This window comes from Nocardia sp. NPDC059691, from assembly GCF_042733915.1.
Classification (GTDB): domain Bacteria; phylum Actinomycetota; class Actinomycetes; order Mycobacteriales; family Mycobacteriaceae; genus Nocardia; species Nocardia sichangensis.
In genome coordinates this window covers 1-16,450 of record NZ_JBHWFB010000004.1, presented here as the reverse complement: position 1 = coordinate 16,450, position 16,450 = coordinate 1, and the positions used below count along the sequence as shown (strand labels likewise).

12 protein-coding genes and 2 pseudogenes are annotated in these 16,450 nt (G+C 66.2%); 4 read left to right on the top strand and 10 right to left on the bottom strand.

Going from position 1 to position 16,450, the window contains the following annotated elements; translation table 11 throughout:
* Positions 1-50: 50 nt before the first annotated feature.
* Complete coding sequence (locus ACFV2O_RS10380) at positions 51-3,380, bottom strand: protein kinase (RefSeq protein ID WP_379251590.1); 3,330 nt, start codon at positions 3,378-3,380, stop codon at positions 51-53.
* 98 nt (positions 3,381-3,478) lie between these two features.
* Positions 3,479-4,300, bottom strand: coding sequence for an acyl-CoA thioesterase domain-containing protein (locus tag ACFV2O_RS10375; protein ID WP_379251589.1), 822 nt, complete (start codon positions 4,298-4,300; stop codon positions 3,479-3,481).
* 381 nt (positions 4,301-4,681) lie between these two features.
* Here ACFV2O_RS10375 and ACFV2O_RS10370 point away from each other — a divergent pair, with 381 nt between their 5' ends.
* Together ACFV2O_RS10370 and ACFV2O_RS10365 are read left to right on the top strand one after the other, a co-directional pair.
* On the top strand, positions 4,682-5,086 hold the full coding sequence (locus ACFV2O_RS10370) for a Zn-ribbon domain-containing OB-fold protein (protein WP_379251588.1): 405 nt from the start codon (positions 4,682-4,684) through the stop codon (positions 5,084-5,086).
* 463 nt (positions 5,087-5,549) lie between these two features.
* Positions 5,550-6,209, top strand: a complete 660-nt coding sequence (locus ACFV2O_RS10365) for a transcriptional regulator (RefSeq protein ID WP_379251587.1) — start codon at positions 5,550-5,552, stop codon at positions 6,207-6,209.
* A gap of 382 nt (positions 6,210-6,591) precedes the next feature.
* Here the strand turns inward: ACFV2O_RS10365 and ACFV2O_RS10360 are convergent, their stop codons facing one another.
* The 3 genes from ACFV2O_RS10360 to ACFV2O_RS10350 form a co-directional block, all read right to left on the bottom strand.
* Positions 6,592-7,212: a zinc-binding dehydrogenase gene (locus tag ACFV2O_RS10360; protein WP_379251586.1), complete on the bottom strand. Its 621-nt coding sequence runs from the start codon at positions 7,210-7,212 to the stop codon at positions 6,592-6,594.
* A gap of 255 nt (positions 7,213-7,467) precedes the next feature.
* Complete coding sequence (locus ACFV2O_RS10355) at positions 7,468-7,719, bottom strand: FCD domain-containing protein (protein WP_379251585.1); 252 nt, start codon at positions 7,717-7,719, stop codon at positions 7,468-7,470.
* A 163-nt stretch (positions 7,720-7,882) separates the two neighbouring features.
* Positions 7,883-8,419 (bottom strand): TetR/AcrR family transcriptional regulator, encoded by a 537-nt coding sequence (locus ACFV2O_RS10350; RefSeq protein ID WP_379251584.1) that lies wholly within the window; start codon positions 8,417-8,419, stop codon positions 7,883-7,885.
* A gap of 89 nt (positions 8,420-8,508) precedes the next feature.
* On the opposite strand from ACFV2O_RS10350, the gene ACFV2O_RS10345 reads away from it, so the two are divergent.
* On the top strand, positions 8,509-9,441 hold the full coding sequence (locus ACFV2O_RS10345; RefSeq protein WP_379251583.1) for a TIGR03620 family F420-dependent LLM class oxidoreductase: 933 nt from the start codon (positions 8,509-8,511) through the stop codon (positions 9,439-9,441).
* 532 nt (positions 9,442-9,973) lie between these two features.
* A pseudogene (locus tag ACFV2O_RS10340) lies at positions 9,974-10,461 on the top strand (hypothetical protein).
* 590 nt (positions 10,462-11,051) lie between these two features.
* On the opposite strand, the gene ACFV2O_RS10335 reads toward ACFV2O_RS10340, so the two are convergent.
* The 5 genes and pseudogenes from ACFV2O_RS10335 to ACFV2O_RS10315 all read right to left on the bottom strand — a co-directional run.
* Positions 11,052-11,552 (bottom strand): hypothetical protein, encoded by a 501-nt coding sequence (locus ACFV2O_RS10335; RefSeq protein ID WP_379251582.1) that lies wholly within the window; start codon positions 11,550-11,552, stop codon positions 11,052-11,054.
* A gap of 209 nt (positions 11,553-11,761) precedes the next feature.
* Positions 11,762-12,406, bottom strand: coding sequence for a hypothetical protein (locus ACFV2O_RS10330; protein ID WP_379251581.1), 645 nt, complete (start codon positions 12,404-12,406; stop codon positions 11,762-11,764).
* Positions 12,407-12,800: 394 nt separating this feature from the next.
* On the bottom strand, positions 12,801-14,411 hold the full coding sequence (locus ACFV2O_RS10325; protein WP_379251580.1) for a hypothetical protein: 1,611 nt from the start codon (positions 14,409-14,411) through the stop codon (positions 12,801-12,803).
* 47 nt (positions 14,412-14,458) lie between these two features.
* The gene (locus ACFV2O_RS10320; RefSeq protein ID WP_379251579.1) at positions 14,459-15,538 is read right to left on the bottom strand and encodes a glycosyltransferase; all 1,080 of its coding nucleotides are present in this window, start codon (positions 15,536-15,538) and stop codon (positions 14,459-14,461) included.
* A 15-nt stretch (positions 15,539-15,553) separates the two neighbouring features.
* A pseudogene (locus ACFV2O_RS10315) lies at positions 15,554-16,450 on the bottom strand (hypothetical protein); the annotation flags it as partial.

Sequence of the window (16,450 nt, the reverse complement as noted above, 5' to 3'; positions counted from 1 at the left end):
TGGCGGCTCGCGGAGGCGATAGCCGGCCACTACGACCGCCGGCGCCCTGTTCAGCCGGTGGGCCGGGGCGCTGTTCCGGCCGCCGAATCGACGGGTAGGCGGGACAGGCCCAGTCGGGCGGAATGCCGTGCCAGCGGTGCGAGCGTCTGCTCCGCTTCCTCGGACCGGCCGGTGAGCCGCAGCGCTACGCCGAGCAGGAAACCGGCGCGCAGTGCGGCGAGCGGTCTGCTCACCGCGTCGATGCCGGAGGTGAGGGTGCGCGCTCGCTCGACCGCCTCGCTACGGCGTTCGGCGTTCGGGTCGGCGAGCAGCAGCCGGATGGCGGAGTCTTCGTCGCATTCATCGATGAAAGTCGCTATCCCGTCCCTGCGCTGGGGCGCGCGTCGGCGCAGGATCGCCTCCGGTTCGCCGTGCTCGAGCTCGAACCCCAGTCGGACCCGCTCATTGCGCACCCGTGCGGCCAGGCGCGGCAGTGCCAGGCGTTCGGCGTGCGCCATGCCCTCGTCCAACAGTCCCCGCGCGGTGTCTTGGTCACCCAGCAGCGCCCGGACTCGCGCGCCCGTCGCGTAGGTGGCCATCATGAAGTCGACACCGCCTCCGCCTTCGGTCGCCAGCCCCCTGCTCTCTTCGAGCAGCTCGGCGGCTTCCTCGAGATCACCTGTCTCGTAACGTAAGTCGCCGAGCAGGGCGCTTGCGAGACGGGCCGCGTGCGAGGTGTTCCCCATGGTGGCGCGGGCGGTGTCGAGCGCTGTTCGGAACATCTCCTCGGCGGCCGGGAGGTCGAGCTGTTCCCTGGCTGCCATTCCGCCGAAGCAGCAGCCGTAGACCCTGGGAAACGGACCGGTCGCCTCGTGATACGGGGTGGCCCACTGCTGCCAGCGGCGGGCGGCGTCGAAATCGAAGCGCTGGATCGCGGCGTAGGTGGCGATATTGCCCGCCGCTCCCGCCACGAACGGCGAGAAGGTCTCCGGCCGCGCCAGCGCGTCGCCGATCAGCCGGTCCAGGTCGGCAACCCGGTCGGCGAACATCTCGCCGACGCTCGTCAGGACGTCGGCCTCGGTCCGCATCTGCGCGCGTTCACTCTGGGGCGGGGCCGCCTCGTCGAGGGCGGCATCGAATCGGGCCAGGGCCGCCGTGGTTGGTCCTGGTCGGCGCAGGACGAGGTTCACCCAGGCCGCGAGCAGCTGGAGCCGGGGTCGCGCGCGGCTGGCACGCACGGGAAGCTTGGCGAGAATGCCCTGCAGCAGCGATATCCGCGATCGCTCCAGCAGGTATTGGCCATCTCGCTCGACGAGGTCGGCGGCTCGGTCCTCGTCCCCGGCCGCGAGCGCCTGATCGACCGCTTCATTGAGCAGGTGGTGCTCTGCGAACCAAGCCGACGCTCGAAGCCGCAGGGCCGGGATCTCGTCCGGACGCTGGGAGACCAACCGTCGCCGCAAGTACCCGGCGAACAGCTGGTGATAGCGGAACCATCGCCTCTCTGGGTCGGCCCGCTGCAGGAACATGCCTCGGTCTTCGATGTCCTCGAGCAGTTCCTGGGCGTGATCGTTTCCGGTGAGCGCGGCGGCGAGGTCGCCGCAGACGCGCTCACAGAGCGAGGTGAGCATGAGGAATTCGAGGGTGCCGGGGTCGAGCGCGCGGAGCACGTTCTCGGCCAGGAACTCGCCGATGTCGGGGTGCTCGGCGAGCCGTTCGAGCAGACGCGCGGGATCCTCGCCTGCGCGCAGCGACAGTACGGCCAGCTGAAGCGCGGCGATCCAGCCGTCGGTGACGCGCGCGAGGGTGTCGATATCGGCCCGGGTCAGCCGCAATCCACCCGCTTCCGTGAGAAACTCGCGCACTTCGTCGCTATCGAATCGCAACGCCGTCGCGTCGATCTCCACCAGCTCGCCGTGCATGCGCAGTCTGCTCAACGGCAATCCGGATCTGGACGTGCTCGTCACCATGATCGGCAGATGATGGCAGCCGTGTTCGAGGAGGAATCGGACCGCGGCGACCGATGCCGGGGCGTTCACCCGTTGCCAGTCGTCGAGCACCAGGGTGAGCCGATCCTGCCGGGTGTGCAGTGCGTCAACGAGTGCGGTCAGCATCGCGCGGGCGGGGTCGGGATGCGCGTCGAGAACATCGGCGAGTTCATCGGCGAGCCGAGGATAGGCCGAGCGGAGCGCTTCCACCACGTGTGCGAGGAACCAGGCGACATTGTTGTCGTCCTCGTCGACGGTGAGCCAGGCTACCGCCGCGCCCTTACGTAGCAGCTCGTCGCGCCATTGCGCGGCCAGCGTCGTCTTGCCGAATCCGCTCGGCGCGTGGATCCAGGTGAGCCGGGTGTGTTCGTTCGACCGAAGCTGATCCAGCAGCCACTTCCTGGGGAGAGGCGTCCGTGGGAGGCCGGGCGGACGGTACTTCGTCGCGGGAGTCGGTGGGACAGCGTCTCTTTCCCGCCGACTGGACGACACCTCAGCGGGCGCGACCGACGACCGGTGTGTGGGCGGCAGAACCAAGGAATCGACCGGACCGCCGGTACGCTCCTGGACCCGGCGCAGTTCCTGGCCGAGGCTCGCCGCGCCCGCGGGCCGGTCCGCAGGCTCCGTGGCCATCGCGTGTTCGATGGCCGCACGCACCTCTTCTGGCACATCCCGTTCCCCGAAATCCGGGACGGGCTGCTCGGAGACCCGGAAGAACTGCGTCATCACCTGCTCGCCGACACGACGTTCGTAGGCCACGTGCCCGGTGAGGGAGCAGAACAGAGTGGCGCCCAGGCTGTACACGTCCGAGACCGGCGTCGGCGGCGAGCCGCGCAGTACCTCCGGCGCGGTGAACGCCGGGGAGGCGGTGATGATTCCGCTGGTCGTGCGGAAGCCTCCCGGTATTCGCGCGATGCCGAAATCCGTCAATTCCGGCTCCCCGTATTCGGTCAGCAAGATGTTGCCCGGTTTCACGTCGCGATGGAGGATCCCGGCGCGATGCGCGGTTTCCAGCGCGCCCGAGATCTTGACCCCGAGCCGCAGGACCGTGGCCCACCCGAGCGGTCCGTCGTCCCGGATGCGCTGCTCGAGCGAGCCGTGCGCGTGGTAAGGCATCACCAGGTAGGGGTGTCCGCCGCGCGTGGTGCCGACCTGGAACACCGCCACGATGTGGGGGTGCCCGGACAAGCGGCCCATGGCTTGCTGCTCGCGGACGAAACGCTGGAGTCCGTCCGGGTCGAGTTCCGCGGTGAGGACCTTCACCGCGACGACCCGATCCAGGTCGGGTTGCGTGCAGCGATACACCACGCCGAAGCCCCCGCGGCCGATCTCCTCGGCATCGTCGAAGCCTTCGGCGCTCAACTCCGCGACGATGCCCGAGGAGGGGCTGCGCTGGGTCGGCGGGATATCGCCCATCGTCGGCCTCGATTCGGGACGAACTCGCGGACGATCCGGCGGTGGGGTCGTCCTTCCCGAGGATAACTCCGTGCCTCGAGCAGCAGCTGTGGCCTGCCCTAGGGGCTCGCGGTGCTCGCCACCTGTAGGTCGGCGGGGGCGGGCGCGGTGATGGCTGTGACGGTCGACGAGCCGAAGGCGCCGAGCCGGTCGTAGAGCACGGCAGTGCCCACCGAGATGCCGTCGTCTTCCTGTCGATCCGTCGCGGAGATTCCCATTTCGCCGCCGATGGGGAGGCGGCTGAACGCCACGGTGACGTCGGCGTTGATGTACTCGAGCCCATGGGTACCGAGGTTGGCGACGAGGTTGGAGACATCGGCGACGCCGCAGGCGAACTGGAACGGTGACGGTTCCTCCCCGGTGACAATGTCGATAGGCCCGTGCCACAAGCGGTTGCGGCTCCTGTTGTGGTGCTGGGCGGGATCGGCATCCCAGCCGGCGTCGTCGCTGTAATAGACGCGGGCACGGTCTTCGCTCCGTCGCCATGAGGCGGGCGGTGGCGGGAGTGCCTTGCCCGCCGACCAGCAGTCACCGGCTGGATTCGAGCCCGCTGCGAGGAACAGCGCCCTGGCCGCGGCTACGGGCTGCCCATCCTGGAGGAGGTGCGCGTCCACCAGACGCAGCCGCTTGCCCGCCCGCACGATCTCGGTCTCGACCGAACAGGGGCGCATGGCGACGGGGTGGAAGAGGTCCACAGTCCAGCGGGCGGGCCGAAGCCGGTCTGGACCGAGGTCGGCCAGGCGGCGCTCGACCCCGCGAGCAAGTACGGCGCTGACCGCCACCCCCCGCATCTGACCGCCGTTCCAGCCACTGCCGGCCGTGGGCAGAGGGGACAGGATCCGGTCGTCGGAGTCGGTGTCGAAGAACGCGGAGCGTCGCATCGAATTCCTTTCAGGGAACACTATTTCGCCAGGTGGGCAACGTGTCGGCGCGGGAGGGGTCGTCGAACACCGGAAGCGCACGTCGCATGGCAGGCCGAGCCTTGGGAGCGAGCTACCCGGCGATCGCACACGACGCGAGCCCCAGTCGACTCTTCGGTATCGCACCTGAAGCATTATGTATTATATATGAGGGCCGCTGTGCATCGTACGGCGCAGGTGGAGGAGATGGATCGCCGACGCTGTCGGACACCGCATCGCGGCCCGACAGCTCGCGGCGCGGGCGGGAAATAGGTATGCCCCCGGTCGATCGACCGTCGCCGCAACGCCCTGATCCGGAGACGCTGGAGCGGAACCAGCCGGCACCATCCCGCGGAGGCCTGTATGCACGCGCACAATCCGAGGCACACATCGAACGGCATCAGCGCCCGCGATGCGCGTCGTGTAGGTGACGCGTTGATGATTTGCCGTTGCGCGGACTGTGACATGCTGCTCGCGCCGATGACCGCTGGATGTTCAGCCTGCGGATCCGATGATCTCGAGTGGATGCCGTCGTCGGGCGTGGGTTCGATCGTGTCTTGGCGCTCGATAGATCGCGCTCCGACGGATAGACGGGGTGGGCTGGTCCCGCTGACGATCGCCATCGTCGAACTCGATGAAGGTCCATGGGTCTACACATCCATCGAAGGGATAGTCCCCTCGCTTCCGCGCCGACCGGTACGCGTGCAGTTCCAGCCGCGTCCCTGGCACGACAGGTTTCCGGTCTTCGCGGTCAGCGCCGATCAGTGAAACACAGCCGGGGCGGCGGCAGGAGGCAGCGGCTACATCGCCCAGGGTGAGGGCGGAGATGGCCGAAGGGAGTAACAGCCTGCGATGTGGAGCGCCGCCACAGGCTCTCGATTGGAGGGAATCACGTCGGTCGGGTAAGAAGCTAGCCGTTGTCGAAAATCGGGTGGACGCTTGTGAGTGGGTCGGTGGTTGGCTGTGAGCAATGTGAATTTTACGCGGATTGCTCGCCGCGCCCGTGCGGCGCCACCGTCCGTGTCCGCATATGCTCCGCCTTGGTCAGGAGGCTGCCAAGGGGGCTATACGCCCGATGGAGTGGGTGACATCGAACGAGATCGGCTCTGACCTGCACATTCGATCGGCTCGAGTTGGTCTCGGCCGCTCAACTCATTGATACCTCTTTCCGTGGTTGTCCTGGCTTGAACAAGGTCGCGAAATAAATGTCAGTGTTCAAGTTCTAAATGCGATGGCGCGGACGTTGTCGTTGGATGCGGCGGAGAAGGCGCATTTGTATCGGTTGGCGGATGTGCCGACGGTGCCTTCGGTAGATTCGGGGTCGGCGTTGCCGGAGGAGTTGCAGGTGATTTCGGATCATTTGGAGCCGTTGCCGGGGGTGGTGTTGAGTGCCAGGTATGACGTGTTGGCGCACAACTCTTCGTATGAGGCGTCGTGCCCGGGGTTTCTGGCGGGGGAGCGTAATGTGGCGCGTCGGGTGTTTTTGACTCCGGAGTGCTGCAATGCGTATCGGCATAATTGGGATGATCTGCGGCGGATGGTGGGGTATTTGCGTGGGGCGTATGCGAAGAATCTGGGTGATCCGGGGTGGGAGGGGTTTATTGCGGAGTTGTGTGGGGAGAGTGAGAGTTTCGCGTCGTTGTGGGCGTTGAATGATGTGGCGGTGCCGGTGAGTCGGACGAAGGCGGTGCGGAATTTGGCGGTGGGGGAGTTGGAGATGTTTTTGACGAGTATGTCGTTGCCGTCGGTGCCGAATGCGTGGATGCAGGTGTATACGCCGACCGATGAGGTGGCGTGGGGGAAGTTGCGGGCGTTGTTGGCGATGAGTGCGGAGGAGCGGGCGCGTCCGTGGGCGGAGCATCGGGAGATGTATCACGCGGCAGCGGGGTGAGGGCTATGATTGGTTGGGTGCGGCGAGCGATGATTGCTGCGGTTGGGCGCACCGGATTGTTTCTGGCTCGCGACTGAAGATGGCGGGACTGAGCGGTCCCACGGGGTTCGGACTTGTTTTCGCCATGCTTGGTTAGAGGAAATGTGACGCCTCGAGAAGTGCGGCGGGGTTGTAACCCGGTCGCCTGAGACTTCAGGTTTCTGGCTCGTCGGTGTGAGCTGTAATGCCTATCGGCATGATTGCGATGATTTGCGCCGGATGGTGGGGTATCTGCGTAGTGCGTATACGAAGAATCTTGGTGATCCGGGATCCGCTGCTAGAACCCGGCATTCTTTCCTTGGACTCGAAGCTCGGCCCGCGGAGCTCCGAGCCAGGTCGGCGCTCAGGATAGGACGACCGCTCGGGCGCCGTTCTCGTCTGCGCAGTATTCGACCGCTTTGCCGATGTGGCCGAAATCGAAGGTCTCGGTGACCAACTGGTCCAGCAGTAGCGCGCCCCGCTGGTAGAGCTCGACGAGCTGGGGGATGTCGCGTTTGACGTGGGCCGAGCCGCACAGGCAGCCCTTGACGGTCTTGCCGGACATGACGACGTCGTTGAAGACTTCGCCCACCCCGACTCCTGGTCCCGCGCCGACGAGGACTGTGGTGCCGCCGCGGCGGGCCATGGCGACGGCTTGATCGACGGTTTCCTGTCGGCGCGCTACTGCGATGACGACGTCGGCGCCCCGGCGTCCGGTGAGCTGCTTGACCTTCTTGACCACGTCGGGTCCTGCGGTGAGGGTGTGGGTGGCGCCGAGTTCGGTGGCCAGTGCGAGCCGGTCGCTGTGGACGTCGATGGCGATGATGGTGGTGGCGCCGGCGATCCGGGCGCCTTGGACGGCGTTGAGTCCGACGCCGCCGCAGCCGATGACCGCGACCGCGTCGCCCTCCCGGACGCCGCCGGTCTTCACCGCGGCACCGAATCCGGTGACTTCGTGCCTTCGGCGCGGCACACCGTAGCCCAACTCGGTTGTGATAAGTGCGGAATGCGCGATTTCGCGAGCCGCATGGTTCAGACCACTGAATCAGTAAGGGTCGAATATCGCTTGTGGCTCTCGGGACAGCCTGCGGAGCGGAGCAGTGGCGTTCGGTCCAGGCGGATTCGGCTCGCCTTGTGTTGTAATCCCGTTGTGGCCGAACATGATATTGACCAGAACGGTCATTCAGCTCAGATTCCCCGTTGATCGAGCGCGTCCACGACGAAGTCGGCGCCATCCGCGCTATGGGTTTCGGCGAGCGCGCGCCCTGCGATCATCACGTCGCTCCAGCGCGGCGACCAGCTCGGCGTGTCCGGATGCTGTGGTCGCGGCATCGGATTCCAGCGAGGCGTAGAAGCTGTTGGGCAGCTGGTGCACGATCCCCGCCAGCAGGCGTGCCAAGCGGTCCGAGTCGGCGACGAGGTTCACGGCGCGGTGGAATTCGTGGCCGAGCGCGACGATGCGCGCGGTGTCGCCGGCGTCGCTCGCCGCCACGTGGCCCAGGGCATCGGGCCGACCTGCGCGGTTCGTGAGCGGGCCGAACAGCGCGCCGCAGCGGCGCGGCAACTCCGCGAACTGACCCTGTTCGACATCTCCGCCGCGGAGCAGTTGACGATCCCGTACAGTCCACGCCGACGGGCACATCCACTAGGCGGGTTCAATGGGTGATGAGTCCGTCGACGGCGATTCCGAGTAGCCGATCGGGCTGGCCGGCATCGCGGCTGTCCGTGGCGGCGAGGCCGATCCCGGCCACCAGTTGGATGAGATCGTCCGCGGAGGTATCGGTTCGCACGGTGCCTGCTCCTTGTGCGCGCGTCAACAGCTTCTCCGCTGTTCGCCTGATGGCTTCCCGGCACTCGAAGTTCGAACCGATGGGCCCGGTGAGTGCGGCCGCACCGAGTCCCCGGTCGTTGCGAGCGTGGAATAGCAGTGCCCGCAACCATTCTCCGAGCGCCGCGTGCGCGTCCGGTGCGGACAGCAATTCCTCGCCGCATCTGCAGAGAGCTTCGATGCGGTCCTGCAACACCGCGAGCTGCAACGATTGCCGATCCGGGAAATGGCGATACAGAGTGCCCGGCCCGACATCCGCACGGCGGGCGACCTCATTGAGCGATGCATCGGGCCCTGACTCCGCGAAGACAGCGGCTGCCGCTGCCAGTATGCGGTTGTAGTTGCGTTGTGCGTGTGACCTCATCACACCCCTTGCGAATCGGAGAGCCTCTCCATATTCTACTGAGAGCGAACCGGAGAGGCTCTCCGGTTTTGGGCGAATGGGAAGCTGCGATGACGCAACGAGAATTGGGCGCTGTGGGTCTCTGGACGTGGGCCTTCGACAGGCAGCCGGCAACGCTGGTCCGGGATGCGGCCGCGGAGATCGAAGAACTGGGTTTCGGTGCGATCTGGTTCGGCGAGGGATTCGGCCGGGACACTGTCGGACAGGCGTGGCTGCTGCTGTCGGCTACTGAGCGAATCGTTGTGGCGGCGGGTATTGCCAATATCGCGCTGCGAGATCCTCTCGCTATGGCGACTGCGGAGCGTGCGCTCGGCGAGGCCTTCCCGGGCCGTTACCTGCTGGGGCTTGGGGGTCACCGTGTTGCCGGCCGTCCGGTCGAGGCTGACGGCTATACGATTCCAGCGGGCGGTAAACCCCTGGCGCTGATGGGAGGGTACCTCGACGCAATGGACGCGGTACCGGCGCACGGCCCTGTGCCCGATCCGGCGCCACGGCGGGTGATCGGTGCCCTCGGGCCGAGGATGCTGGAACTGGCGGCGCGACGGACGTGGGGTGCGCACCCGTACTTCGTTCCGGTAGCGCATACGGCGAAAGCCAGAGAGGTGTTGGGGCACAGGCCATTTCTCGGCGTGGAGCAACCGGTGGTTCTGGACACTGATGTCAGCCGTGCTCGGGAAGTAGCACGCGCCTATGTCGCGGCATATGCGTCGGGCGCGCCGCACCAGGCCGCCAACCTGCACAGGCTCGGCTTCGGCGACGATGACATCAGCGAACCCAGCGGTCGGCTGGTCGATGCGATCATGGCCTACGGCGATCTTTCCGCGATCGAGGAACGGATAGGTCAGCACCTGGCGGCAGGGGCTGACCACGTGTGCTTGCAGGTTGTGGGCACCGATCCGACCACGCTGCCGTTGGCGGCATGGCGCGAGCTTTCAGCAATAGTGCCGACCCAATCGGCACGTCGGACCGCTGTCCGACTGTGATGGTTTCGCCGGAAGAATCCCAGTGCAGCCAGATCTCCGCCTTCGCCCGAACGCACACGTCGCCGTGGAGATGGAGGTCGCGCGCCGGCGCGCACGAGTACTCGATTGGCAAGTGCCAGGCGGCTGTTCATGTTCAGCTTGACCTCACCGTAGGCGAGCACACGGGACCAGAACAGCGGGGCCAGCCCACGTTTCGTCCTCTGCGGTCAGTTCGACGGGATAGTCGGGGTCGGCGATGATGTCCCGGACATCAGCACGTTCACATAGACCAAGGCGGCCTGGCAGATCCGCAGGCACGACAGGCCCCCAGCGTCCAGATTCGGCGGATAGAGCTCGGTGTGCGGTCACGCAGCCACGACGAAAAGCCGTTGACGATGTTCTGCGACCATTGCAAACTTGCCGGAGGCCGTGCCAGCGAACGAGGAGGTGGTACCCGTGAACGCAGTATCGACATGGGTGCTCCTCTCTGGGGTCACGGTCGGGCGATAGGTCGTCCGGGAGCGCCGTTCAAGCGCTCCCGAAAGGCACTACCGTGCAATTCATTTCCGAACATCGCCTCGACGACGGCGTCATCGAGCGCGAATTCGCCCTCGATGAGATCCCAGGCATCCTGTGGACGCCCGCCTCCGCTTCCGCCTCTTGGCGGTCCCACTATGGCGGGCGGTCCTGGACGCCATCCTCGCGCTGTCCGAAATCGGCGGACCGGTCGGGTTGTCGGGAGGGGCGTTCGCCTTCGGCATCCGCCTGGCGGCGGTCGAGCCGCGCATCGCGGCCGCCCGTCTGTTCGCCGGGACTTCCGTGCCCCGCACCATGGTCGCCGAGGCCCGTCAGATCACCATCCCGTTGCAGGTCCTACTGCAATGGGACGACGAAGGAAGCGACCGGCAGAGGGCTTTGGACCTGTTCGACGCCTTTGGTTCCAAGGAGAAGGCGCTGCACGCCAATACGGGCGGGCACAACGGCACCCCGGCGTCCGAGGCGGATGAAGGGAACCGGTTCTTCTCCCGGCACCTCGAGTGAGATCGGCCCGTCCAGGCGTCTTGGCAGGATCTGGCCGGTCACATGGTTGATGCCATGGCTGTCGAGGTCACCTGCTGCGTCCGGTATTGCCGATCACCGCGTCCTCTACGGCTGTTGCGTACCGCCGGCAGACCGTAGCTTCTAAAAGCTATGCCCGGCTCTCACCGCGACAGCGGTAACCACCGTTACGCCGATCAGCCCTGACGGCCCATGCCAGTGCAGCGCAGAGGCCGCCGAACATTATGCCTCCAGCCAGCAAGATTCCCACGCCGACAATGACGGTAGCGAGTACAGGAGTGCCGAAGCCGAAGTACACGGCGAACGGACTCGACAGCATTGCGCCGATGAAGCCCCCGATCAGGGCCACGACGAGGACCGGTCGGTCTTTCATGGATCGGACTCTAGTCTTCGAGAAGTCGTTCACTCCGTCCAGGAAAGCAGCATCACAGACATCCGCACATGCCGCTTATCGAGTTTTTCCACTGGTCGCAGCAGGTGAAGGCCGCGCTGGACACTCGGTCGCCGAGCGCCTGGTGCGGCCTGACCCTGTTGTAGATGATCCGGAATCGGTGGACCTCCATTTCCAGGCATCACCGTCGGCGATGACGCCGCGGAACAGGTGCTCGTATTTCAAGGTGCTGAAGACCCGCTCGATCACACCGTTGGTCTGTGGTGATCGGACCCGGGTGCGAACGTGCCGCAGCAGCGGGTCCGGCCCGGCGAACGCGGACTTGAACACCTCCCCCGCGGAAGCAGGGACCGTTGTCCGATACCACCGCGATCGGTATCGGTGCCATGCCGAGCAACTCCCCGGCCGGACCGATAACCTCGGCCAGTCCACGATCGGCCCGCAGATCCTGCAGCCCGAGGGTACTCTCGGCCTCGGTGACCGCGAGCTGCAGGCAGGCCAGGGGTGTCGCGCTGCGGGCGGTCGGGGTGATGGTGATGGCCAGGCAGTATTTGGTGGCATAGTCGATGACCGCGCAGATCCGCCAGATGCCACCACCAGTGGTTTCGAATTCGCTGAAGTCGGTCTGCCGGACCCGGTCGCGCCTGGTCGGTGGATCGTAAAACACCTTGCGCGGCAGCATCGCCCACGACTTACGATCCGCACGAAATCCCTGTGGCTACAGCAGTCCGCGCCGCCGCAGGGCTCGCTGCACCGTCGAGGTGGAACCTCCTCGACCGGAGGACCTGCGACACGCGCGACCCGACCATATTGTGCCGACAGGAGTGTTGCGTAGCGGCGTGCCGGATGGAACGTCGGCGGCCACCGTTCTCGGCAACGTTGGAGGTGAGGTCAGCTGCGATACAACCCGGGTTTGTTCGGTCGCGGCCCCGGTGTGGCATCGGCACGGGAGGCGGGTTCCGCAGGGCCCGGCGCGTCGGCTACGCGGCGCCGACTGTCGGCCTCGGCGGCGGCTCTGGTGTCGACCTCGCGTCGCGCGAAGGCGATATCGCGGGCGCTGCGTACGGACAATCGGCCGAGCGAGGTCGCGGCGAAGAACAGGATCAGCGCTCCGAGACCATAGAAGTAGGCCAGTTGCAGCAGGGCCCGTTTCAGGTCGGACGTGGCGACGGGTTCGCCGACATCCCCGATTTTCAGTGTGTCCGCCAGTATCGGCCCGATGACGAACCACAAGCCCGCCGCCGCTGCCAGCCACGCGCCGAAGCTCGCCACGAGCCGGTTGCGGCTGGCCAGCATGAGCAATCCACCGATGATCGCGGCGACGCCGGGCAATACCTGGAGCCACCCGCGCGCCGCCGTCCACACCCACGGGTCGTCCGGAGTGAACGCGAAGCCGAAATAGGGTCCGATGAACGGGATCAGCGCACCCCACAAGCCCAGCAGTAGCACCGCGAGCCCGCCGAGGGCTCCTCGGCTACGGGGAATTCGAAGGCGACGGCCGTGGCCTGCGTGAACAGTGTCATCGACGTCTCTCATGACGCCTCCATTCGTCGAAGTAGGTGCATATGCGGCCTACCCTTTGCGCACCGACATACGCACGCAAACGCGTGCGGGTCCGCTGCCTGCGGTGATCGGCGAATTCCAAGGTCAACGGCGGCCGCGCGGACTACTTTGCCGGCCGACCCGATCCCTTTCCATCTCGGAGAATTGCCGTGGCCAGCCGCGCTCAGGACGGCAAGTTCCGGCAGCGCCACGTTCGGCGGCGGACCGCTCGCGCCAGCCCTCGACGAGCGGGCCGCCTGTCGCCGCGACCGCGCCGCGGGTTGCCGCCTCGCCCCTGGCCTTCCTGCCCATGAGCGACCCGGTGCGCGGTATCGCATCGAGGGTCAGCAATATTCGGCCGATTCGGATCGCTCGACGACGTCTACCGCTACAACGGCATCGACACCTCGTGCGCGCTGCCCTCGACCTCACCGACCGACGGCAGCCGCTCTCGCGCCGGGGGGTCGCGCATCAATCGTAGCGGCTCGGCGCGCATGAGTTCGCCGTTCAGGAGCATCCGGTCGACCATGCCGGCGGACGGGATTCCGGCTTGGAAGCAGGCACGTGCGCCTGAGAGCTCGCCGTGGGCGAGGGCCACCTGGAGCAGGTCTCTGGAGTGATGGGCGAAGTGCCGCGCCTTGCTGCCTCCGACCTCGGCGACTTCTTCGGCTCGGGCCAGCCAGCTCTCGAAACTCGGATACGGGTAGTGCAGGATCATCGGTGCAGTCACGGTGCCGTGCACGCCGTCGAATCCGGTGAAACCGTACTCGTCCACCGGCGCGACAGCGGGGCCGAGACGGACCGCGCTGCGGTTGGCCGGGGTGTCGAGAAAGGGTGATCGACCGCTGATCCGGAACACGGTGCACTCGTGGATGGGATCGGTCACCGGCACGAGGGAAGGGACGGCTTCGTGTCCGATGAATGTCACCTGCCCGACGCCGGGAATCTGCCAGCGGCGGCGACCGTCGTCATAGAAGACCTCGTCTGGGCCGAGTGGTAGCAGCCATTGCATACCCGCCGCCTCGGCCGTTGCGGCGGCGTCGGCGATGTTGGCTACCTCGTGAGCAACCGTGTCATCGTTGGGTGTCGCGTGGTCGCGAAGGATGACGGGCCGCTCACCGCGCACTGCGCACAGCGCGGCCCGGACATCGGGGTCATCCGTATAGATGATGGTCAATTCCGCTTGCGCGGAGTGGAAGTCGAACCAGTCGGCCAGCTCGGGGCGCCACCGGTCGATGGTCACGCAGATCGCGGTGGGTTCGAGGGTTTCCGCGGGCCGGTTGGGTGCTCCGACGCCGCGGTGCACGCGTGGCGTCAAGTCGCTGATTTCGTGCGTGACCAGGTATTCGCAATACTCCGCCCACGTGTCGATCCCACTCGCCCGGGCCGCGGCGTAATTCGGCCCGCCGACCGGTCGGGTGTGCCGGACCGTTACGGCGTCGACGATGGCGATCGATGTGGAGTCGGTGATGAATCGCGGCCAGTGGAAGTCCAGACCCCAGCCGGTCTGGGTGGCGTCGAAGGTCGGCAGGCAACGGCGCAGGAATTCCCGGCTGAAACAGGGTGCCATGATTTCGACGAAGTTCGTGTGCCGGAGGTTGAATCGTCGATCGACGAGCGTGATCTCGTGGGAGTAGTAGCTGTCCTCGGTGAGCGCGGGTTGGGTCAGTGCGAGCCGGTGCTGCGCGGCGTAGCGGAACAGCTCGTTGATGCTGGAGGTGTCGGCGGCCAGGTCGTCGTCGGGGAGCCAGACGTAATCGTATCGATCGAGCACCGCAGCCAAATCGGTCGTCAGGACTTGATGCAGGGCAGGCCATTTCGGGCCTTTACGGTCGATCCTGGCCACGTCCGCCACCCGGTAGCGGTCCGGGTCGTCACCGAAATAGCTCACCACCAGATCCCAGGTACGTGGATGCGACCCGGCCAGCCACTGCTCATGCAGTGATTCGTCGCCCGCCCTCAGTACGACCAGGTTCCGGCGCCCCGATTCCGTCAGCACGGTAGGCCTCGTGTGCGCCCGCGCCAGCGTCCCGTCACACTGACCTCCTATGTCGCGTACCAGCCATCGCCCCACAGCGTGAGTAGGCGTTCGAAGTACGCCTCGTACTGTGGGGCGACGACGTCGGTGGAAAATTTCGAGATCGCGTAATCACGGATTCCGCGATAGTCGAGTTTGTGGACGGCGTCAGCGGCATCGCAGAACTCGCGCAGCGTCCGGCAGCGAAAACCCTGTACGCCGTGCTGCACGGTTTCGGTGAACACACCCCAATCGGTGGTGATCACCGGAGTCCCGCACAGCATCGCCTCGGCGTGGACGCCACCGAAAGGTTCGAGATAGAGCGTCGGCACGAAAACCGCACGAGCCCGGCTCATCAACTCGCCGCGGCGCGTCGAGTCGACTACACCGACGTATTCGACGCAGTCGGCCTCGGGGACTTCCCCCGCGCCGGCGACGATCAGATTCACGCCGAGCCGCGTGCAGGTGTCGATCGCGATCTGAATGCCTTTGGCCTCGACCATCCTGCCGATGAACAGGAAGTAGCCGTCCTTGTCCTCGGAGAACGGGAAATCCGCCACGTCATAGTAGTTCGGGATCACGGCGTCGTAGAACTGGCCGCGGGCGCTCATGACGCCGGGAACACTCGCATACGAGCCGTAGACAGCATGCATCCAGGCGTAGCTCTCGAACACCCGGTAGTTAGCGAACACCCCGCTGTAGCCGATGCCGAATTCGACGGTCATCAGCTCGGGGAAGGTATCCGCGATGGGCTTTTGACAAGTGCCACCGAGAATTCCGATGAAGTCGCGCTTGCCCTTCCGCCGGGCGATCTCGGCGACCGCGCGCTCGTTGGAGATCTGCCAATGCACATCATGGGGACTCCATGTGAGATTGATGGGGTCCTTATAGAGATCGGCACCGCCGAACCACTCGGATTGCTCGGCTCTGGTGACGATCGGGACGAATTCCGCGCACGCCGCGTCGTTCTCCTCGCCGCCGTACAGGAATACCTCGTGACCGAGCTCGGTCATCATCGAGGCGAAGCGCCGATTCTTCTGCGTGTACGCGCACGGCTGATAGTGCCGGGTGGTCTCGGTATTGGGAAAGTTCACGATATGAAAGCGCATGGCCGGGCACCTGTCTCAACGATCGATGATGGGCCGGACCGACAGTGGATCGTCGCCGACGGCTTCCTCGAGGTGCTCGGGACCGTCCAGGTAGGCGGCACGTTTGCGCTCCTGCTGTTGTTGCTGACCTTGTCCGCCCATGCCGCCGCCCATACCTCCGCCCAGTGGGTAGCCGCCCATCCCCATCGGATAGGCGGCGTTGGTTTGGGTTGCGGTGGCCGGGAGTCCAGCGCGGCCGGTGTCGGTGGGGGTACCGGTCCCGGGGGCGCCGGCGCGAGGGAACAGTTTGTCGTCCACCGGACTGGCGATCCCGGCTCCGCCGCCGGCCGATCCGCCGCCGAGGCCCGCCGGAGTGATCGACCCGGACGGACCCGCCGCGCCCCATGGGCCGGACGCGCCCCACGGGCCGGACGGGCCGAACGGGCTGGGGGAACCACTGAACATGGGACCTGAATTCAGCTGAGCCAGCATGTCCGCGAGCTTGGACAACGGCCCCGAACTGCCGAGCGGGCTGGTCGAGTTGGTCGGACCGGTCGACCCGGTCGGCGTCGGTTGGTTGCCCGTGGAGTCCAAGCCGCTTTTGGCGGGTGAAGGGGGAAGGCCGCTGGTGGGAGGGTTGGCGCCGTCGCTGCTGGGCTGGGGAGAGCTTCCGTTTGCGTTGGATTTGCCGCTGTTGTTGCCTGCGCCGCTGTTGTTGCCGCTGCCGTTGTTGTTGCCGTTGTTGTTGTCTCCGGTTCCCCCGCTACCGCCTGTTCCACCAGTGGTGGCGGGTGCCGCGGTATTCGGGTCGACGAATTCGGGGACCTGGCCGGCGAGTGCACGCATCTCGGCGACGAAACCTTTGTTGTTACTGGTGTCATCGCCCTTGTCCCACCACTGCTGAGCATAGGTTTGGGCCTGATCACCGGTCCG